The sequence below is a fragment of the Streptomyces sp. NPDC052701 genome (assembly GCF_040678355.1).
In the GTDB taxonomy this organism is placed as follows: Bacteria; Actinomycetota; Actinomycetes; order Streptomycetales; family Streptomycetaceae; genus Streptomyces.
Genome location: NZ_JBFATO010000062.1, coordinates 1 through 18,332 on the forward strand (window position 1 = coordinate 1; position 18,332 = coordinate 18,332).

The window sequence follows — 18,332 nt, forward strand, 5'->3', positions numbered from 1 at the left end:
CCACACCGTCACCGGCTCCGCACACGGCGGCTCCCTGCTGAGCGAACCGGGCGTGTTCGACCGCATCGTCGTCTGGCTCAAGAGCAAGGCATGAGCGTACAGATCCGCATGACCGCCTGACCCGGCGGCAAGCACGTCCGGCCGCAGCCGTCCCTGGTCGCCTGCGCCGCGACGGCTGTCCTGGGGCTTACGGCGCTTCCCGCCCACGCGGCTCCCGGGACACCGTACGGCTTCGACGCCTCCGGCTCCTGCGACCTGGACGGCGACGGCCGGCTCGACCTGGTGGCCGGGGTCCCCGGTGAAAGTTCCGGCGACGGCACCACCGTCGACGCCCCCGCCCGAGGCGGCCTCGTCGCCGTCCTCGCACCATGGACGGCGAACTCCAACGGCAGCGAGCAGCCACAGGACGACAGGGAGCCGCGGAGCGAGGCCGCCGGGTCTGCCGTTCCGCCCCTCGGCGTGCGGGACCGGCCGGACCGCGGCCGCCCGGCCGCTTCCGCCAGGATCCTCGAGGAGCACGTCCACGCGGCCCGCCCGGCGAGCCGGTGCGGGCCGCGTCCCGGTCGTCCCGTCAGGACTCCGGGCACTCCTTCCACGCCAGGTGGTACACCGTGCTGATGTCGCCGTCGGTGGAGTCCATCGCCATGAAGCTGACCTTGTCGGCCGCCTGGGTGCCGGCGTTCACCCGCAGCTCCGTGTTGATGTTGAAGTTGCGCTGGACCCCGCAGGGCGCCCAGACCAGCTGGGCCCAGTCGGTGGTGTCGGTGGCCTGCCAGTTGTCGTTGTAGGGGCCGCTGTAGGGGTGGGTCCGGAAGACCGTGTCCGAGGAGCCCTGGAAGTAGTACGAGGCCCGCTGGGTGGCGCTCGCGCCGGGCTGGAGCGAGGCGAAGCCCCGGTAGTCCGCGCTGGCGACGGCGTAGGTGAAGCCCTGCGGGACGTGGACGATCAGGTTGAGCTGGCAGTTCTTGCGGAACGCGGTGGGGTCGGAGCCCCCGCCCGCCTGGGCGAGGTAGTCGCTGTAGGTCACCGTGAACGCGGTGTTGTCCTCGGAGACGGCGACCGCCGCCGTGCCCTGCGGACAGCCCGATCCGTTCACCGTGGCGACCTTGATGACGATCTTGTCCGGGGGCGGGTCGACGAACCCGGGGGACGAGTGCTGTGCGGGCAGTGCGGTGCCGAGGAGCGCGGCGATCGCGCCGCTCAGGAGCAGGCCGGTGGCCATGGTTCTCCCATCCGTGCAGTGGGGGGTGGTGACGTGAGCATGCCAAACAGCAGCCCACGCGCTCCCGGCCTGTGAGGGATCGATGAAGGAGCGGTGAAGGCCGGGGGCGGTCGCATCGTAGGCGGCCGGGTGCGGGGCGGCCAGGTACATCTCCGGCCATTCACCGCGCCCCTGGCCGCGGCGTGCCGTACGGCGGCCGCGGCGGGGGCGTACGACGGCCGGGGACGGCCGCCCCGGCGCGAACACCCGCTCGTTTTCAGGGCGGAGAGTCCTCCGGAGGGGGCGCCCGCGGTCCGTGCGTGCGGGGCTCCTCATATGACCCGGGAGGCCCCCGCCGTACAGAATGGCCCACCGGCACCCCCGCACGGCAGGCACCACAGGAGGCGCTCCCTTGGAGCTCAGCAGGCGTACCTTCACCGCGCTGGCCGGCACGGCGGCGCTCGGCCTCGCGCTGACCGGCAGCGGCGGAGCGGCGCCCCGCCCGGACGCACCGCGCGTCGCCCCCACCGGCCCGCCGCCCGGCCCGCCGGGCGCGGACGGCGAGCGGCACGAGGTCGGGTTCGACCGGTATTCGCTGCTGGTCGACGGCAGGCGTCTGGTGCTGTGGTCGGGCGAGCTGCCCTTCTTCCGGCTGCCGAGCCCGTCGTTGTGGCGGGACGTGCTGCAGAGGATGCGCGCCCACGGCTACAACGCGGTCGACGTCCCCGTCGCCTGGAACTACCACTCCCCCGCGCCGGGCCGTCACGACTTCACCGGGGTGCGCGACCTGGACCTGCTGCTGCGGACGGCCGCCGAGACCGGCCTGTACGTGGTGCTGCGCCCGGGCCCGTACATCGGCGCCGGCCTCGACGGCGGGGGCCTGCCGGGCTGGCTGACGGCCGCCGGGGTCCGGGCGCGGACCACCGATCCCGAGTACCTGCGCCACGCCGACGCGTGGCTGTCCGCCGTCCACGCCGTCGCCGCCCGGCACCTGTTCACCCGGGGCACGGGCACGGTGCTGCTCTACCGGATCGAGGACGCGCACGGCTCCCACGCCTACCGGGACCACCTGCGCCGCAGGGCGCGCGCCGACGGCATCGACGTACCGCTCCTCGACGGCGACGGCGACGAGCGGGCGGACGACGGCCGGCCCGGCCCGCGCCGAGGCCCGGACCACGCGCGGGCGGGGCGGACGAGCGACGCGGCGGACGAGCGGCGGGCCCGCCTCGCCGATCTGGCCGACGGGGTCCGGGTGCACCGCTCCACGGCCTTCGGCGGCACCTCGTGGGGCTGGCTGTCCGCGTCGGCCGTCCCCGCCCCCCACGACCGCGGCGCGGCCTTCGGCGCGGCCCGGAACCAGACGGCCGCGCTCGCCCCGCTGCACCAGCTCGGGCACCTGCTGCGCCACGTGCCCGACCTCGCCAAGCTGGAGCGGGCCGCGCGGGCGGCGGCCGCGGACCCGCGGCTGGAGGTCCGGCGCCTGACCAACCCCGACACCGGCGCCCGCGTCCACGTCCTGCGCAACGACTCCGCCGAGGACGTCTCCACCACCCTGCCGGACGCCGGGATCGACGTGCCGGTCACGGTCGCGGCGCGGGACGCCAGGCTGCTTACCACCGGGCTGCGGCTGGGGCGGCGGAAGCTGGCGTACTCCACCGTGCCGCCCATGCTGGCCCTGGGCGTCGGACGGCAGGACATCGCCGTGTTCGCGGGCCGGCGCGGCGAGATGGCGCAGGTCGTGCTGGAGTGCCGGGAGCAGCCGGTCACGACCCGGCTGGACCGGGAGCCGGCCTGGTCGTACGCCGACGGCCGGCTGACCGTGGCCGCTCCGCTCGGCGCCGGCGGGCTGAGCCGGGTGCGGGTGGAGGGCGGTGACGACCCGCGCCCCCTGCTGCTGCTGTTCGCCGACGACGCGACCTCCCTGCGGCTGTGGCCGCGCGAGACCCCGTCCGGCCCGCTCCTGGTCTACGGCCCGGCCCTGCTGCGCGACGTCGCGCTGCGCGGCTCCACCGCGCACCTCACCGGCGACACCGTCGCCGAGACCGGCCTGGAGGTGTGGGGGCCGCCCGGCCTCACCGACGTCACCTGGAACGGGCGGCCGGTGCGCACGAGGGTCAGCGCCACGGGGAGCCTGATGGCCCAGCGGCTGCTGCCCGGCGTGTCCGCGCCGGTGCCGCCCGCGCTCGGCGGCTGGCGGCGCCGGACCGAGAACCCGGAGTCCGAGCCGGGGTTCGACGACTCCGGCTGGACGGTCGCCGGCCGGACCGCCTCGCCCGGCACCGCCTCGTCCGCCGCCGCCCCCGTGCCCGGCGGGCAGCCCGTGCTGTCCGCCGACGGCTACGGCTTCCACCACGGGGACGTCTGGTACCGGGGCGAGTTCACGGACGCGCGCGGGGTGACCTCGGTGTCCCTGTCCTACGGCACCGGCCCGCAGGGGCTGCTGATGGCCTGGCTGGACGGGCACCCGCTGGGCACGCACCGGACGCCGGTCCCGGACGGGGACACGGCGGAGCGGGGGACGCGGACCGCCACGGCCGCCTTCGCCGTGCCGAGGCGGCTGCGCGGGCCCGGCCGGCACGTGCTGTCGGTGCTCGTGAGACCGACGCGGGACGACCGGGACGGGCGGGACGACCAGGACCAGCAGGCCCGCGGACTGGCCTCGGTCCGCTTCGCCGGCGCCTCCCCGGACGTCACCTGGCGGCTGTGCGGCGCGGCCGGACCCGATCCGGTGCGCGGGCCGGTGAACAACGGCGGCCTGTACGGCGAGCGGGAGGGCTGGCACCTGCCGGGACACGACGACGCCGGCTGGCAGCCGGTGGAGTTCCCGCGCGCGGACCGGCGCCAGGGGGTGACCTGGTACCGGACGGCGTTCCGGCTGGACGTCGATCCGGGTGTGGACGCCTCCTTCGGGCTCGTCCTCGACGACGACCCGGACCGCGCCTACCGCGTCCAGGTCTTCCTCAACGGCTGGAACATGGGCCAGTACGTCAACGACGCGGGCCCGCGCCACCCCTTCGTACTGCCGAACGGGATCCTGCGCACCCGGGGGGAGAACACCCTCGCCCTGGCGGTGCTGGCGGACGGGACCACACCGGCGGGTCCGGGGGACGTACGGCTGACGCTGCCGGCCTCGGCGGCCGGCGGCGTGCCCGTGGAGCCGGTCGGTTCCCCGGGCCGGTGACCGGCCCGGGGAGCCCGCTTCCCCCGCTCCTCCGCCCCGGCGCGGCCAGGGCCTGTCGTCGAACTCCCGCCTGCCCCGCGACGACAGGCCCTACGCCAGCCTGATCACGTTCCAGGACAGCGGCTCCAGGACGGCGGTCAGCCTGCCGTCCCCGACGGCCGTGCCGCCGACCGCGTGCGGGGTGACCCGTCCGGGCTCGGCGAGGGTGTTGCGGGCGTCGGGGTCGGCGTCCGCGAGCGCGCTGTGCTCGACGACCGACGTGACGCCGAGGCCGGCGAGGGCGACGTCGAGCGGGAGTTCCCCGGTGCGGCTGCGGTTGACCGCGAAGACGGTGACCGAGCCGTCGTCGGCGCGTACGGCGGTGGCGTGCAGCAGGTCGGTCTCGCCGTACTTGCCCGTCTCGTACGTCGGCGAGTCCACGCGGACGTCGAGGACCTCGCCCCGGCCGTACCTGGAGGCCTGCGCGAACGGGAAGAACGTCGTCTGCCGCCAGGCCGGGCCGCCCGGCTCGGTCATGATCGGGGCGATGACGTTGACGAGCTGGGCGAGGCAGGCGACGGTGACGCGGTCGGCGTGCCGGAGCAGGGCGATGAGCAGGGAGCCGAAGACGACGGCGTCGGTGACGCTGTAGTTGTCCTCCAGCAGGCGCGGGGCCTCGGGCCAGTCGTGCCGCCCGAACGTCTTGGCCTGCTGCTCCCAGCGGGAGAGGTACCAGACGTTCCACTCGTCGAAGGAGAGGTTGATCCTCTTCTTCGACTTCAGCCGTGCGCCGACGTGGTCGCAGGTGGCGACCACGTCCTCGATGAAGGACTCCATGTCGACGGCGGAGGCGAGGAAGGAGTCGACGTCGCCGTCGGCCGGCTCGTAGTAGGCGTGCAGGGAGACGTAGTCGACGAGGTCGTAGGTCTCGGCCAGGACCGTCGCCTCCCACTCGGCGAAGGTGGGCATGGACCGGCCCGAGCTGCCGCAGGCGACCAGTTCGACGGAGGGGTCGGCCTGGCGCATCGCGCGGGCCGTCTCGGCGGCGGTCCGGCCGTACTCCTCGGCCGTCTTGTGCCCGGTCTGCCAGGGGCCGTCCATCTCGTTGCCCAGGCACCACAGGCGGATGCCGAAGGGGTCCTTGTCGCCGTGGGCCGCCCTGAGGTCCGAAAGGGCCGTCCCGCCGGGGTGGTTGGCGTACTCCTGGAGTTCGAGGGCCTCGGCGACGCCGCGGGTGCCGAGGTTGACGGCCATCATGGGCTCGGCCCGGGGGCCGATCTCGCGCAGGAAGGCGATGTACTCGGACAGGCCGAAGCGGTTGGTCTCGGTGGAGTGCCAGGCGAGGTCGAGGCGGCGGGGGCGGTCCTCGACGGGGCCGACGGAGTCCTCCCACCGGTAGCCGGAGACGAAGTTGCCGCCGGGGTAGCGGACGACGGTGACGCCGAGTTCGCGCACGAGGTCCAGGACGTCGGTGCGCAGGCCCTGGGCGTCGGCCGCGGGGTGGCCGGGTTCGAAGACGCCGGTGTAGACGCAGCGGCCGAGGTGCTCCACGAAGGAGCCGAAGAGACGGGGATCGACCCTGCCGACGGTGAAGGCGGGGTCGAGGGTGAAGCGGGCAGTACGCATGGTTGCCTTCCGGGGAGGGTGGTGTGCGGTGCGCCGGCGGCCGCGGGTCGTGCGCGGCCGGCGGCGGGGCGGGGGTGCCGCGGCGTTCAGGGCAGGGGTGCGCGCCCCGCCGGGCTCCTCACTGGCCCGCCAGGCCGGTGTGCGCGACACCCGCCACGATCTGGCGCTGGAAGAAGACGAAGACGACGATCAGCGGCAGGCCCGCCATCAGGCCGCCGGCCATGAGCTGGGCCCACTGGATGCCGTAGGAGTTCATGACGGTCGCGATGCCGTTCGGCATGGTCATCAGGTCGGGGTCGTTGGTCACCGTGTAGGGCCACAGGAAGTTGTTCCAGGAGGCGATGAAGGTGAAGATGCCGACCGCGGCGAGGGAGGGGCGCGACAGCGGCAGGACGACGGTGAGGAAGACCCGCCAGCGTCCGGCGCCGTCGATGAAGGCGGCCTCCTCCAGTTCGCGCGGGACGCCCTGGAAGAACTTGTAGAGGATGTAGACCATCGCGGCGGGCGCGCACTGCGGCAGGATCATGCCCCAGTAGGTGTCGACCATGTTCATCTGCTGGACGGTGGTGAACAGCGGCACGCCGAGGACCGCGGGCGAGACCATCAGGCCGGCCATGACCAGGCCCAGCAGGGCTCTCCTGCCGCGGAACTCGGTGCGGGCGAAGCCGTATCCGGCGAGCGCGCCGACCACCAGCACGACGGTGGTGACGCAGACGGAGACGACCAGGGAGTTCACGAACCAGCCGGTGATGTTCCCGGTCTCGAGAAGGGCCGTCCAGGCCTGGCCGGTCCAGTCCTCGGGCAGCCAGTGCGGCGGCACCTCGACGGCCTCGGTCTCCGTCTTCAGGGAGGTGAACAGGGCCCAGGCCAGCGGCGAGAGCATCACCGCGGAGACGGCCGCGCCGAGGAGGGTGAGCACGATCTGGCTCGGTGTCCAGGGCCTGCGCGGCCCCTTGCGCACCGGTACGGCGGTGGTCATCGGCCGTCCTCCTCACGGTTGCGCAGCAGCCACGTCCGCGCGAGGGCGACGGCCGCGATGAGTACGAAGAAGATGACGGAGATCGCGGAGGCGTAGCCCACGCGGTAGCCGGTGAAGCCCTCTTCGAGGGTGTACTGCACGATCGTGCGGGTCGCGCCCTCGGGTCCCGGCAGGAAGTCCATCATCACGACGGCCTGGTCGAAGACCTGGAGCGAGGCGAGGATCTGCAGGGCGACGACGAGGCCGGTGATGTTGCGCAGCATCGGCAGGGTGATGTGGACCGTGCGGTGCCAGGCGTTGGCGCCGTCCAGCCTGGCGGCCTCGTACAGGTGGGCGGGGATGCCCTGGAGCGCGGCCAGGTAGAGCAGGAAGCTGAAGCCGGCCGTCCACCACAGGGTGCAGATCACGACGGCGAGCAGGGCGTACGACTTGTCGGTCAGCCACGGCGTCCCGATGCCGAGGACGTGGTTGACCATGCCGGTGCCGGGGTTGAACAGCCACTGCCACAGGTTGGCGGCGACGGTGGACGGCAGCAGGAACGGCATGAAGAAGCACAGCCGCCACAGCCACTTCCCGCGCTCGATGTGGTGGGCCAGCATCGCGAGGAGGAAGGCGAGGACCGTGACGCAGGGCACGACGAGCAGCGTGAAGAGGGCGCTGTGGCCCAGCGCGTCCCACATCAGCGGGTCGTCCAGGGCCTCGCGGTAGTTGTCGAGGCCGACGAAGCGCGCGCCCTCGCCGGAGATGTTGGCGTCCGTGAAGCTGAGGTGGACGCCGCGCAGCAGCGGCCAGACCACGAACAGCGCGAACAGCGCCAGGAACGGGGCGACGAACCAGCCGCCGTGCTGGAAGCCCTGCCCGCGGCGGACGGTCGCGCTGCCGGCGGCGGCCTTCGCGCGTGCCGGGCGGACGACCGCCCCGGCGCCGGTCGTCGTCATCCGGCCGCACCTCCCTGCGCGGCGGTGCGGCCGTCCATGGGGTTCTTCACGGCGAGGAGCCGGGGGAGCTCGCTCCTCATCCGGCGCGCGGCCACGTCCGGCCCGGCGGAGCCCGTCGTCGAGGAGACGACGATCGGGCCGACGCGCTGGGCGAGGATGCCGGTGGAGCCGGCGAACCACACCTTCGGCTCGGTGGCCTGGTGGTCCATGGCCGAGACGTACTCGCTCTGCGGCTTCAGCTCCCGGTACGCGGCCGTGGACAGGGTCGGTGTGTGGGCGGGGATGTGCCCGCCGGCCGCCCACTGCCGGGCGTGCCGGACGATGTGGGCGGCGAGCCGGTGCGCGGCCTCGTCGGCGGCGCCGCCGCGGCCGGCCTGGTGCGGCAGGACGAAGGCGTGCGACTCGGCGTGGGTGGCCGGTCTGCCGAAGACGGGCGGCAGCGGGGTCGCGCCGTAGTCGAGCTTCGCGCCGTCGAAGACCGGCACCGACCAGTTGCCCTCCCAGGCGAAGGGGGCGCCGTTGACGAACTGTTCGGCGCCCGCGCCGCCCCCGAAGCCCGGGTCGGCGTACCCGTCGGTGATGTGCCGGCGCAGGAACTCCAGCACCTGGACGGCCTTTCCGGTGTCGAAGGTGACCTCGGTGCGGGCGTCGTCGAACCAGGTGCCGCCGAGCTGGGTGTAGAAGGCGACGAAGAACCACCACTGGAAGTTCTGGTCGTTGTGCCACAGGCCGATGGTCTGCAGCCCCCTCTTCGTGGCCTTCTTCGCCTCCTTCAGCACCTCGAACCACTCGTCGGTGGAGGTGACGGGCACGATCCGGCCGTCGTCGCCGAGCAGGCCCGCCTTCCCCAGCACGTCCTTGCGGTAGAAGCAGAGCTGGACGTGGATGTCGAGCGGCAGGGCGTAGAGCTCGCCGCCGACGACGGCCCGCTTCCACAGCTCGGGGTTGAAGTCCTCCTCCCGCACGCCGTGTTCGGCGAGCAGGCCGACGTCCCAGGGGTCCAGGAGGCGGCCGGGCGAGAAGCCGGGGACCCGGCCCAGGTGCATGACGCCGAGCTCCGGTGCGCGGTTGCCCGCCGCGGCCATGGCGAGCTTGGTGTAGAAGGGGCTGCCCCACTGGAGGGTGGAGTCCTTCACGGCGATGTCCGGGTTGGCCTTACGGAAGGCGTCCAGCATCGCGATCATGTTGTAGCCGTCGCCGCCGCTGAAGAGGTTCCAGTAGCGCACCCGGGTGTCGGCGCCGGAGGCCAGCGCGCCGGCGCCGGTGCCGAGGGCGGCGAAGCCGAAGCCGCCGGCGACGAGCAGCCCCCCGAGCCCGCCCAGCAACTGCCTGCGATCCAGGCCAGGTCGTCCCATGCCCTGCCCTTACTGTTCGAGGTGTCCAGAGATCGTGGTGCCCGGTTCTTCGGCCGTGACCGACCTAATTGCGTTCGATATTTCGGATAGCGCTCGTAACTTCGAACGGGACCGTAGGATCGAAGCGTCCGCGCGTCAATGGTTCGGACAGGATCGGACGGCAACCGTGCGCCGCGCTCCCGGACCGGCCCGTCGCCGGACCGGATCGCGTGACGTGGACACGCATGGCCGCGTAGGCTCGAACGCCCTGTGGGCGGCGGCATGGTGGACGAGGAGGCGCGATGGACTGCGCGGGCGCGCGGACGAGGGCGCTGGGTCCCGCCGGGTTCCTCGGCGAGTTCCGCCCCTCCTTCCGGTGGGTCCCGGCCGGGGTCCTGGCCGCCGCCCCGCGCAGCACGCCGGCGGTCACCGGATGACCGCCGAGGTGGCTGAGACGGCACCCGTCTTGGCATATTGCACAGATGACCGAGCCACGCCCACGCGAGCAGGGGGAGAACGGTGCGTACGAGGAGGGAGATGCGTCGCCTCGCTGACGCCCTCATCGACCCCATACGGGTTCCGGTGCCGGCGGACCCCGAGGTCCTGTTCGAGGCGCTGGTCGCCTCGGTCAGCGCGTGGCGGGGCCGCGAGGTGGTCGTCCACCGGGCGGTCTTCCCGCCGCACACCGCCAGCGGGCTGTGGCTGGAGCGCGAGACGCACGACGACGTGGTCGTCGACGAACGGGCCGCCGTGTGGCACCAGATCGTGATCCTCTGCCACGAGGTGTGGCACATGAGGACCCGGTCCGTCCCGGCCGGCGGGGAGCGTCCGCGGCTCGTCGCCGCGCGCACGGACTTCAGCCTGGCGGAGGAGCAGGAGGCGGACCGGTTCGGCATGCTGATGGGCCGTCGGCTGCGCACCTGGCTGGAGGCGTCGGCGGACTCGGCGTTCGCGGCCCGGGGCAACGATGTCCAGGACCTCGCCGGCCGCATCGGCGCCGCGCTCGACTACCGCGGGACCCGCAGATGAGCACCCTCACCAACTACCTCAGCTGCGGTGTGCTCTGGCTCGGTCTGACGCTGAAGGCGCCCGATCTGCTGCGCCACCGCGGCGACCCCTACCTGCGGGCCATCTGCGCGGTGCTGGGCCTGGCCGGCCTGTGCTTCTTCCTCGGGGCCCCGCCGACGGTCGGCTTCGTCAACCATCTCACCGGCTTCCCGAACCTGGCCGCGCCGCTGACGTACGCGGCGATCACCGCGTACTGCGCCGCGTCCCAGGTCCTGGTCGTCTACTGGCGCGGCGGGCCGCGGGTGCACCGCACCGCCCGCCGCTGGGTCCTCGCCTACGTGTGCGTCGTCGTCGGCATCGCGGTCACGTACGCCCTGGGCGAGGCGCCCGTGGAACGCCGCACCGACCTGGACACCTACTACGCGACGACGCCCTTCATCGCCGAGATGATCGTCCTGTACCTGGTCGCGCACCTCACCGCGGTGAGCGTCACCACGGTCTCGTCGCTGCGGTGGGCCCGCCGGGTGGACGGCTGGCTGCGCGTGGGGCTGACGGTGCTGGGCGTGGGCTCGCTGTGCAACTGCGGCTACAGCGTGACCAAGCTCGTCGCCGTGATCGCCCGCTGGTGCGGGCGCGACTGGTCGGCGCTCGGCACGAACGTCGCCCCGGCGGCCGCCGGGCTGGGCGCCCTGGTGACGGTCACCGGTGTCATGATCCCGCTGGCGGCGCCCCGGCTGACGGAGTGGCGGCAGGCCTGCCGGACGTACACGCGGCTCGCCCCCCTGGAGCGCGTGCTGGACGACGTCCTCACGCGCCGCGCGCTGCGCCTGCCGCGGCCCCGGTTCTCCTCCCCCACCACCCGGCTGATGTGGCGTCAGACGAGCATCCACAACGCGCTGACCCACCTCGACGCCTACTTCGACCCGGTCCTGTACGACCGCACCCGCCGGGCCGCGCTGCACACGACGTGCGACCCGGAGCGGGCGGAGGCCGCCGCGTGGGCCGCGGTCATCGCGGCGGCGGCGCGGGACGAGGCGGACCGGGGACGGGACGTCCCCCCGCCCGACGGGGCCGGCCGGCTCCTGGACCGGGTGCCGGGGCCGGCCGCCCTGGCCCGGATCGCCGACGCGCTGGCCGGCTCCGCTCCCGCCGTCCCCGCCCGCGTGCCGAGCGGCACGACCACGACGGGCACCGCGTGAACGGGGTGCCGCCGGAACGGAGCCGTCCGTCATGAGCCTCGTGGTGTACCTGGCCGCGGCCGTGTTCGGGCTGTCCGGCCTGCTGCTGTTCCGCCGCCCGCGCACGGTCGTACGCGACCCCCTGGCCCTGTCGACCTGTGTCGCGATCGGCCTCGGCACCCTCGTCTTCGTCTGCTCCGCGCCGCTGACCCTGGCCGCCGTCAACGACCTCACCGGCATCCCGAACTTCGGCGCCCCGCTGACCTACGGCATGCTCTCCGCGTACAGTTGCTCGCTGCTCATCCTGCTGATCAACTGGCGGGGCGGCCCCCGCGAGCGGGTGCGGCGCATGGTGCTGCGCAGCATCGTCGGCTACGGCCTGCTGGTGGTCGCCATCGTCGTGCTGTTCGCCCTCGCCGACGCGCGCACCGAACGGCTCCGCGACCTCGACACGTACTACGCCAACACGCCGTACATGCGGGAGATGATCCTGCTCTACCTGCTCGGGCACAGCGCGGCGATGCTGGTGATGTGCGTCCTGTGCGTCAAGTGGGGGCGCGAGGTCACCGGCCTGCTGCGGCTCGGCCTGAGACTGATCCTGGCCAGCTCGGTGCTGGACCTGGCCGGCTTCCAGCTGACGAAGTACACGGCGGTCGTGGCGCGCTGGCGGGGCCACGACCTCGACGTGCTGTCCACCGACGTCGCCCCGCCCATGGCCTCGCTGGCCGCGCTGGTCTGCTCCGCCGGTTTCGTCCTGCCCAGGCTGCTGCCGCCGGCCCTCGCCCACTGGCGCGGCCTGAGCGACCACCGGCGGCTGAACCCGCTGTGGTCCCTGGTGCGTTCGGTCTCCCTCACCTCCCCCAGGCCGCCGGCCTCCTGGTGGCAGCTCCCCCAGGAGCGGCTGCACTGGCGCGAGGTGGCCATCCACGACGCCCTGCTCGCGCTGGCCCCGTACTTCGACGACCGGGTCCGCGAGCGCGCACGCGACGCCGCCCTGCGGGCGGGCCGCTCCCCCCACGAGGCCCGGCTGGTCTCCGAGGCGGCCATGCTCGCCGACGCCGCCCGCCGGGCCGCCGCCGGCGAGGAGCCCTTCGACAAGCCCAGTTCGTACCGCCTGCACGCCACGGAGGTCTCCGGTACGGACGGGCTGGTGGAGCTGGCGCGGGCGCTGGACCGCTCGGCCGCCGCCACCGCCGTACGTGAAGGTACGGTGAAGGCCTCCCATGGCTGGACCCATGGCTGACTCCGAGGAGCCGCATGTCGCGTAGAGCTGTCGTCATCGGTGCCGGCCTGGCCGGCATGCTGGCCGCGGCGGCCCTGTCCACCGCCGTGGACGAAGTGCTCGTCCTGGACCGTGACGACCTGCCCGAGGGACCGGAGCACCGCAGGGGCCTGCCGCAGGGACGGCACGCGCACCTGCTCATGGCCGGAGGACTGGCCGCCATGGAGGACCTCGTGCCGGGCGTGAGCGTGCGCAAGCACCTGCTCGCGGCCGGCGCGCACGAGATACCCCTCGGCTCGGGCATGCTGGCGCTCACGCCCGAGGGCTGGTTCCGGCGGTGGCGCCACGCCGGGCCCGCCATGCTCACCTGCACGCGCGCGCTGCTGGACTGGGCGGTGCGCAGCGCGGTCCTGGCCCACACCGGGACGCGGATCCGCAAGGCCCGGGCGGTGGGACTGCTGGGCTCCGCGCGGCACGTGACCGGCGTCCGCGTCGCGGCCGGCTCCGGGGAGACGCGCCTGGACGCCGACTTCGTCGTCGACGCCAGCGGCCGCGGCTCCCGCATCGTCACCTGGCTGGACGGGCTCGGGGTCACCGGCGTCCGGGAGCGGACCGTCGACCCCGGCCTGGTCAACGCGACCCGCGTCTACCGGGTCCCGGACGGCGCCGGGCACTTCCCCCTGACGGTCGTCCAGGCCGATCCCTACACCGCCCGCCCGGGCCGCAGCGCCATGGTCCTGCCGATCGAGGGGGACCGCTGGATGGTCAGCCTCGCCGGCACCCGGGGCGGCGAGCCGCCCGCGAACCCCGAGGGCTTCCTGCGGTACACGCTCGACCTGCCGGACCCGATCGTGGGCCGGCTGATCTCCGGCGCCGAACCGCTCACCGACGTGCACGTCAGCCGCTCCACCAGCAACGTCCGGCGGTACCTGGAGCGGACTGCGCGGTGGCCCGAGGGCCTCGTGGTCCTCGGCGACGCCCTGGCCACCTTCAACCCCGCCTACGGGCAGGGCATGTCGGTGGCCGCGCTCGGCGCCCGGGTCCTCGCCCGGGAGCTGCGGCGCACCGGCCCCGCGGCACCCGGCCTCGCCCGCCGCGCGCAGCGCGGGGCCGCCCGGTCCGTCGACGCGGCCTGGTCCATGGCGGTCAGTCAGGACGTGCTCTACCCCGGGGTGCGCGGCGGGCGGCCGGGGCCCGCCGACCGTCTCGTCACGGCGTACACCCGCCGCATGACGAGGGCGGCCACGGGTTCCTACCGCGCGGCCTGCGCCGTCTGGGACGTGACGAGCCTGCGCACCGGCCCGGCGCGGCTGTTCCGCCCGGACGCGGTGCTGGCGGCCCTGGCGGGCTCCCCCCTGCCCCCGGCGGCGGGGCCGCCGCTGACGCCGGGTGAGCGCAGGGTGCTGAGCGCGCTGGACCGCACCGGAGGGTGAGCCGGAGCGGGTGCGCCGCCCGGAGCGGGCCGCGCGCCCGGCCGGCCCCGGCGCCGGCCTCCTCAGCCCGCGAACGCCGGCTGCGCCACCCCCCTGCCCGCCCCGGGCACCACCAGCAGCGACCCCGCCAGCGGGTGCGGCGCCGCCAGGCCGGCGCGGGCCGTCGTGACGTACAGGTCGGTCAGGTCCGCGCCCGCGAAGGCGCACGCCGTCACCAGGGGCACCGGCAGCTCGATCACGCGGTCCAGCTCGCCGTCCGGCGTGTAGCGGCGTACCGCCGCGCCCGCCCACAGGGCCACCCACACGCAGCCGTCGGCGTCGACGGTGAGGCCGTCGGGGAAGCCCGCGCCCTCCTCGATCTCGGCGAAGGGACGGCGGCCGGTGATCCGCCCGGCCTCGTGGTCGAAGACGTCGACGCGGCGGGTCGGCGTGTCGACGTAGTACATCAGCCGGCCGTCGGGGCTCCAGCCGGTGCCGTTGCTGACGGTCACGTCGCCGAGGACGACCTCGGCCGTGCCGTCGCCGGTGACGCGGGAGAGCGTGCCGCCGCCGGGCGCCTCGTCGTAGCGCATGGTGCCGGCCCACAGCGAGCCGTCGGGTGCGACCGCGGCGTCGTTGGCGCGGCGGCCGGGGACGGGCTCGCGGTGCAGCCAGCGAAAGCCCCCGTCGTCGTCCAGCAGGCCGACGCCGTCCCGGAGGTTCAGCACCAGCCCGCCGCCCGCGCGCGGCTTGGCGGCCCCCACGTGCTGCTCCGTCGCGCGGACCGTCCGGCGGCCCGAGGCCGGGTCGTAGGTGTGCAGCCGGGAGCCCAGGATGTCGATCCACAGGAGCCGGCCCGCCGCCGCGTCCCAGGTCGGGCCCTCCCCGAGGGCCGCCTGCGCGCGGACCGCCACCTCGTACGCCGCCGTCACGCCGCGCTCCGGTGACCGAGCCGCTCGGACAGCTCCGCGGCGCCCTTCGCGGCGAGCTCCTCCAGTTCGGGCAGGCGCTCCTCGCTCCAGCGGATCATGGGCACGGAGATGGACAGGGCGGCGACCACCTGCCCGGTGCGGTCCCGCACCGGCGCGGCCACGCAGCTGACGTCCGGGTTGGACTCGCGGCTCTCCACGGCGATGCCCCGCCGGCGGATCTCCGCCAGGGCCTCGCGCAGCGCGGCCGGGTCGGTGATGCTGTTGGGGGTCATCGCGGCCAGCCCGGCGCCGTCGGGGATGCGCGCGGCGAGTTCGTGCTCGGGGAGGGAGGCCAGCAGCATCTTGCCGACGGAGGTGCAGTGCGCGGGCAGCCGGCGCCCGGCCGCCGACACCATCCGCACGGCGTGCGTGGAGTCGACCTTGGCGATGTAGATGACGTCGGTGTCCTCCAGGATCGCCACGTGCACGGTCTCGTCGCAGGTCTCGGCGACGGACCGGGCGACCTGCTGGCCCTCGGCCGCCAGGTCGAGCTGCTCGGCGTAACGGGCGCCGAGCTGGTACGGGCGCACGCCGAGCCGGTAGCGTCCGGGCTGGCCGGTCACCGGGACGATGTACTTCCGGGCGGCGAGCGTGGTCACCAGCTCGTGCACGGTGGTGCGCGGCAGCTGGAGCCTGCGCACGATGTCGGGGGCGGAGAGCGTGCCGTCCCCGTCGAGGAAGAGCTCGAGAATGTCGAGAGCCCGGGTCACGGCTGGTACGAGGCGTCCCACGACCGGCCCCCTCCCTTGGTGTTTCAGGCGCCTGCGTTCGAGATTTCAACAGGCGATCGGCATGACGAACACAGGCTAGTCACAGTGCGTTTTCCCGGGCAATGGCCCGGCGCGCACGGACCCCAATCCCCTCCATCGCCCCACGGCCGCGCCGCGCGGCCACTACAGTGCCGGATGTGCGGCAGGTCACACCCGCCGCGAGGGGAGGCGACCGGGGCGGGAGGACGTGTGCCCCGGCGCGCGATCTGGGGGGTTTTGTGCACCACATGGTCAAGGGCTCGAACATGTCGTTGTCGGCCCTGAGCGAGAACACCGGCTCGTTGATCGTCGGCCTGGGCTGGGCGAGCCCGACCGGGGAGGGCGACGCGGACGTGTCCGTCCTGCTGCTGGACGCGAGCGGAAAGGTCCGCAGCGACGCCGACTTCTGCTTCTACAACAACCCGGTGGCCGCGGACGGAAGCGTGCAGCTGCTGGGCAAGGAACCGACGGCCGAGGGCAGCGAGGACCGGATCGGCTTCGACCTGACCGCGGTCGCGGACGGCGTCGAACGGATCGTCGTGGCCGCGAGCCGGTACGGGCGGGCCCGCTTCGACGAGCTGCAGGACCTCAAGGTCACGCTGGCCGACGCGGCCGGCGAGAACCTCCTGCGGTTCGTGATCGACGATCCCGGCCCGGTGAGCGCGATCATCTTCGGCGAGCTCTACCGGCGCGGGGACGAGTGGAAGTTCCGCGCCGTCGGCCAGGGCTACGACACCGGTCTGGCCGGTCTGGCGACGGACTTCGGCGTCGACGTCGACGACGACGCGGGGACCGCGGAGGACGCGCCGCGGGACGCCGCGGACACCGAGGAGACCGAGGACACCGCGAGCGCCGGGGTCGCTGCGGGCGGCGGGGTCGTCGCGCGGGCGGGGGCGGCGGTCACGGCGACGGCGCCCGGCGGCGGGGCCGACGGGGCCGGGGAGGCCGGCGGCCCCGCCGCGCGCCCGGTGCTCGGCGCCGTCCCCGCTCCCCGCCGTCCCGCCGGGCGGGAGGCCGCACGGCCCGGGGCGGGTGCCCGGCCCCGTACCGCCAAGAAGAAGATCACGCTGCCCAGGGCGGTCCGGAAGTCCCTGGCCGAGAACGAGTCCTGGAAGGCGGCCAGGCTGTTCCCGGTGTCGGTGCTCAAGAGCGACCGGGACCGGGAGACGCGGGCCACCTCCGTGCTGCTGTCGGTGATGGCGCAGGTGCCGGAGTTCGGCCGCAGGCTCACCGCGGCCTTCGGAGCGCCGGCGGGCCGCATGGAGACGTTCACCGAGGTCTCGCTGGCGCACGGCGACACCCCCCGGCGCCCGGACGGGGTGATCCGCGTCGAGCGGGCCGGCAAGCTGTGGACGGCGCTGGTGGAGACGAAGACCAACGGCAACGCCCTCAGGCCCGACCAGGTGCAGGCGTACATGGACATCGCCGCCCGCCGCGGCTACGAGGCGGTCGTCACGCTGTCGAACGACGTCGCGCTGGAGGGCAGCCCGCTCGTCGACGTCAAGGTCGACGGGCGGCGCAGGCACAAGGTGGCCCTCCGGCACCTGTCGTGGGCCGAGGTCGCCCACCAGGCCCAGATGCTGATCCGGCACGAGGGCGTGGGCAACGCGGCACACGCCTGGCTGCTCCAGGAGCTGCTGCACTACCTGCAGCACGAGAACTCCGGCTGCCACGGCTTCCAGAACATGGGCTCGGCCTGGGTCCCGGTGCGCAACGGCATCGACGACGAGACCCTGTGCCAGGGCGACCCGCGCGCCCTGGAGGTCGTCGAGAGCTGGGAGCGGCTGATCCGCCAGGTGTGCCTCCGGCTGGGCGGCGAGCTCGGCCAGAAGGTGCTGCCCGTGCAGCGCGCGGGGCGGGGCGCCGATCCCACCGCCCGCCGGGCCCGGCAGGCCGACCGGCTCTGCGCCGAGGGCAGGCTCCAGGCGGAGCTGCGCGTCGAGGACGCGCCCGGGCTGCTCGGCATCAGCGCCGACCTGCGCACCGGCAAGCTGCGCACCTCCGTCGAGGTCCCGGCGCCCGAGCAGGGCTATCCCCTCACCTGGGTCAAGCGTCTCGTCCGCCGTCTGGACGGGGCACCGGCGGACCTGCACATCGAGACCCTGGTCGAGGGGGAGGCGGGCGGACCGCGGGGCACGCTGGAGCGGCTGCGTCCCGAACCGGCGGACCTGCTGCCGAGGGACGGCGCCACCCGGATCACCGGTTTCCGCCTGTCCCTGTTCAAGGGGATGGGCAGCGGGCGGGGCAGCGCGCAGACCGGGTTCATCCGCAGCGTCGACGACGCCGTGCACCGCTTCCACACCTCGGTGGTGGCCCACCTGGACCGCCCGGCGCCCCGGCGCGGCGCGCCGAAGGAAGGCGCCGTGACGGGGTGAGGCCCGGGCGCCGTCGGCCCGGGGCCCCGCCCCCGGCCGGCCCACCCGCGCCCCGCGCCCGCCCCGGCACCCCCTGGTACCCCCCCCCGTTATGTTTTCCGCGGTTCCGCAACGGGACCGTTGGCCTCCGGGCCCGGCATGACTGTTGCCCCCTGTCGATCGGATGACCTGGGGGGTGG

At 74.4% G+C, this 18,332-nt stretch carries 15 protein-coding genes; 8 read left to right on the top strand and 7 right to left on the bottom strand.

All coding sequences use genetic code 11. The annotated features are described in order from the left end of the window. The first annotated feature begins 180 nt into the window (after positions 1 to 180). The gene (locus tag AB0L29_RS34950) at positions 181 to 618 is read left to right on the top strand and encodes an FG-GAP repeat protein (protein WP_365833333.1); all 438 of its coding nucleotides are present in this window, start codon (positions 181 to 183) and stop codon (positions 616 to 618) included. On the opposite strand, the gene AB0L29_RS34955 is transcribed toward AB0L29_RS34950, so the two are convergent. Continuing rightward, a complete protein-coding gene (locus AB0L29_RS34955) occupies positions 572 to 1,222 on the bottom strand; it encodes a DUF4360 domain-containing protein (protein WP_365833303.1) in 651 nt (216 codons plus the stop codon). The two genes, AB0L29_RS34950 and AB0L29_RS34955, sit on opposite strands and share 47 nt — an antisense overlap. Positions 1,223 to 1,613: 391 nt before the next feature. Here AB0L29_RS34955 and AB0L29_RS34960 point away from each other — a divergent pair, with 391 nt between their 5' ends. After that, a complete protein-coding gene (locus AB0L29_RS34960; protein WP_365833305.1) occupies positions 1,614 to 4,382 on the top strand; it encodes a beta-galactosidase in 2,769 nt (922 codons plus the stop codon). Between the two features lie 90 nt (positions 4,383 to 4,472). Here the strand turns inward: AB0L29_RS34960 and AB0L29_RS34965 are convergent, their stop codons facing one another. The 4 genes from AB0L29_RS34965 to AB0L29_RS34980 form a co-directional block, all read right to left on the bottom strand. Next, on the bottom strand, positions 4,473 to 5,987 hold the full coding sequence (locus AB0L29_RS34965; RefSeq protein WP_365833307.1) for an alpha-N-arabinofuranosidase: 1,515 nt from the start codon (positions 5,985 to 5,987) through the stop codon (positions 4,473 to 4,475). Positions 5,988 to 6,105: 118 nt separating this feature from the next. Continuing rightward, positions 6,106 to 6,966: a carbohydrate ABC transporter permease gene (locus AB0L29_RS34970; RefSeq protein WP_365833309.1), complete on the bottom strand. Its 861-nt coding sequence runs from the start codon at positions 6,964 to 6,966 to the stop codon at positions 6,106 to 6,108. After that, the gene (locus AB0L29_RS34975) at positions 6,963 to 7,904 is read right to left on the bottom strand and encodes a sugar ABC transporter permease (protein ID WP_365833312.1); all 942 of its coding nucleotides are present in this window, start codon (positions 7,902 to 7,904) and stop codon (positions 6,963 to 6,965) included. The genes AB0L29_RS34970 and AB0L29_RS34975 overlap by 4 nt, the downstream gene beginning before the upstream one ends. Further along, entirely contained in the window at positions 7,901 to 9,259 is a 1,359-nt protein-coding gene (locus tag AB0L29_RS34980) for an extracellular solute-binding protein (protein ID WP_365833314.1), read from the bottom strand. The genes AB0L29_RS34975 and AB0L29_RS34980 overlap by 4 nt, the downstream gene beginning before the upstream one ends. A gap of 281 nt (positions 9,260 to 9,540) precedes the next feature. Between AB0L29_RS34980 and AB0L29_RS34985 the strand changes: the two genes are divergently transcribed. The 5 genes from AB0L29_RS34985 (at position 9,541) to AB0L29_RS35005 (ending at position 14,079) form a co-directional block, all read left to right on the top strand. After that, the gene (locus AB0L29_RS34985) at positions 9,541 to 9,675 is read left to right on the top strand and encodes a hypothetical protein (protein WP_365833316.1); all 135 of its coding nucleotides are present in this window, start codon (positions 9,541 to 9,543) and stop codon (positions 9,673 to 9,675) included. Between the two features lie 100 nt (positions 9,676 to 9,775). Further along, positions 9,776 to 10,267, top strand: coding sequence for a toxin (locus tag AB0L29_RS34990; RefSeq protein WP_365833319.1), 492 nt, complete (start codon positions 9,776 to 9,778; stop codon positions 10,265 to 10,267). Then, positions 10,264 to 11,445, top strand: a complete 1,182-nt coding sequence (locus AB0L29_RS34995; protein WP_365833321.1) for an MAB_1171c family putative transporter — start codon at positions 10,264 to 10,266, stop codon at positions 11,443 to 11,445. The genes AB0L29_RS34990 and AB0L29_RS34995 overlap by 4 nt, the downstream gene beginning before the upstream one ends. A gap of 31 nt (positions 11,446 to 11,476) precedes the next feature. Beyond that, positions 11,477 to 12,667 (top strand): MAB_1171c family putative transporter, encoded by a 1,191-nt coding sequence (locus AB0L29_RS35000; RefSeq protein WP_365833323.1) that lies wholly within the window; start codon positions 11,477 to 11,479, stop codon positions 12,665 to 12,667. Positions 12,668 to 12,681: 14 nt separating this feature from the next. Next, positions 12,682 to 14,079, top strand: coding sequence for an FAD-dependent monooxygenase (locus AB0L29_RS35005; RefSeq protein ID WP_365833325.1), 1,398 nt, complete (start codon positions 12,682 to 12,684; stop codon positions 14,077 to 14,079). 62 nt (positions 14,080 to 14,141) lie between these two features. Here the strand turns inward: AB0L29_RS35005 and AB0L29_RS35010 are convergent, their stop codons facing one another. Together AB0L29_RS35010 and AB0L29_RS35015 are read right to left on the bottom strand one after the other, a co-directional pair. Continuing rightward, positions 14,142 to 14,990: an SMP-30/gluconolactonase/LRE family protein gene (locus tag AB0L29_RS35010; protein ID WP_365833327.1), complete on the bottom strand. Its 849-nt coding sequence runs from the start codon at positions 14,988 to 14,990 to the stop codon at positions 14,142 to 14,144. After that, positions 14,987 to 15,760 carry an IclR family transcriptional regulator gene (locus AB0L29_RS35015; RefSeq protein WP_365833329.1) on the bottom strand — a complete coding sequence of 258 codons (774 nt, stop codon included), beginning with the start codon at positions 15,758 to 15,760 and terminating at the stop codon, positions 14,987 to 14,989. Before AB0L29_RS35015 ends, AB0L29_RS35010 begins: the two co-directional genes overlap by 4 nt. Positions 15,761 to 16,026: 266 nt before the next feature. Between AB0L29_RS35015 and AB0L29_RS35020 the strand changes: the two genes are divergently transcribed. Continuing rightward, positions 16,027 to 18,153, top strand: a complete 2,127-nt coding sequence (locus AB0L29_RS35020) for a TerD family protein (protein ID WP_365833331.1) — start codon at positions 16,027 to 16,029, stop codon at positions 18,151 to 18,153. Positions 18,154 to 18,332 lie beyond the last annotated feature (179 nt).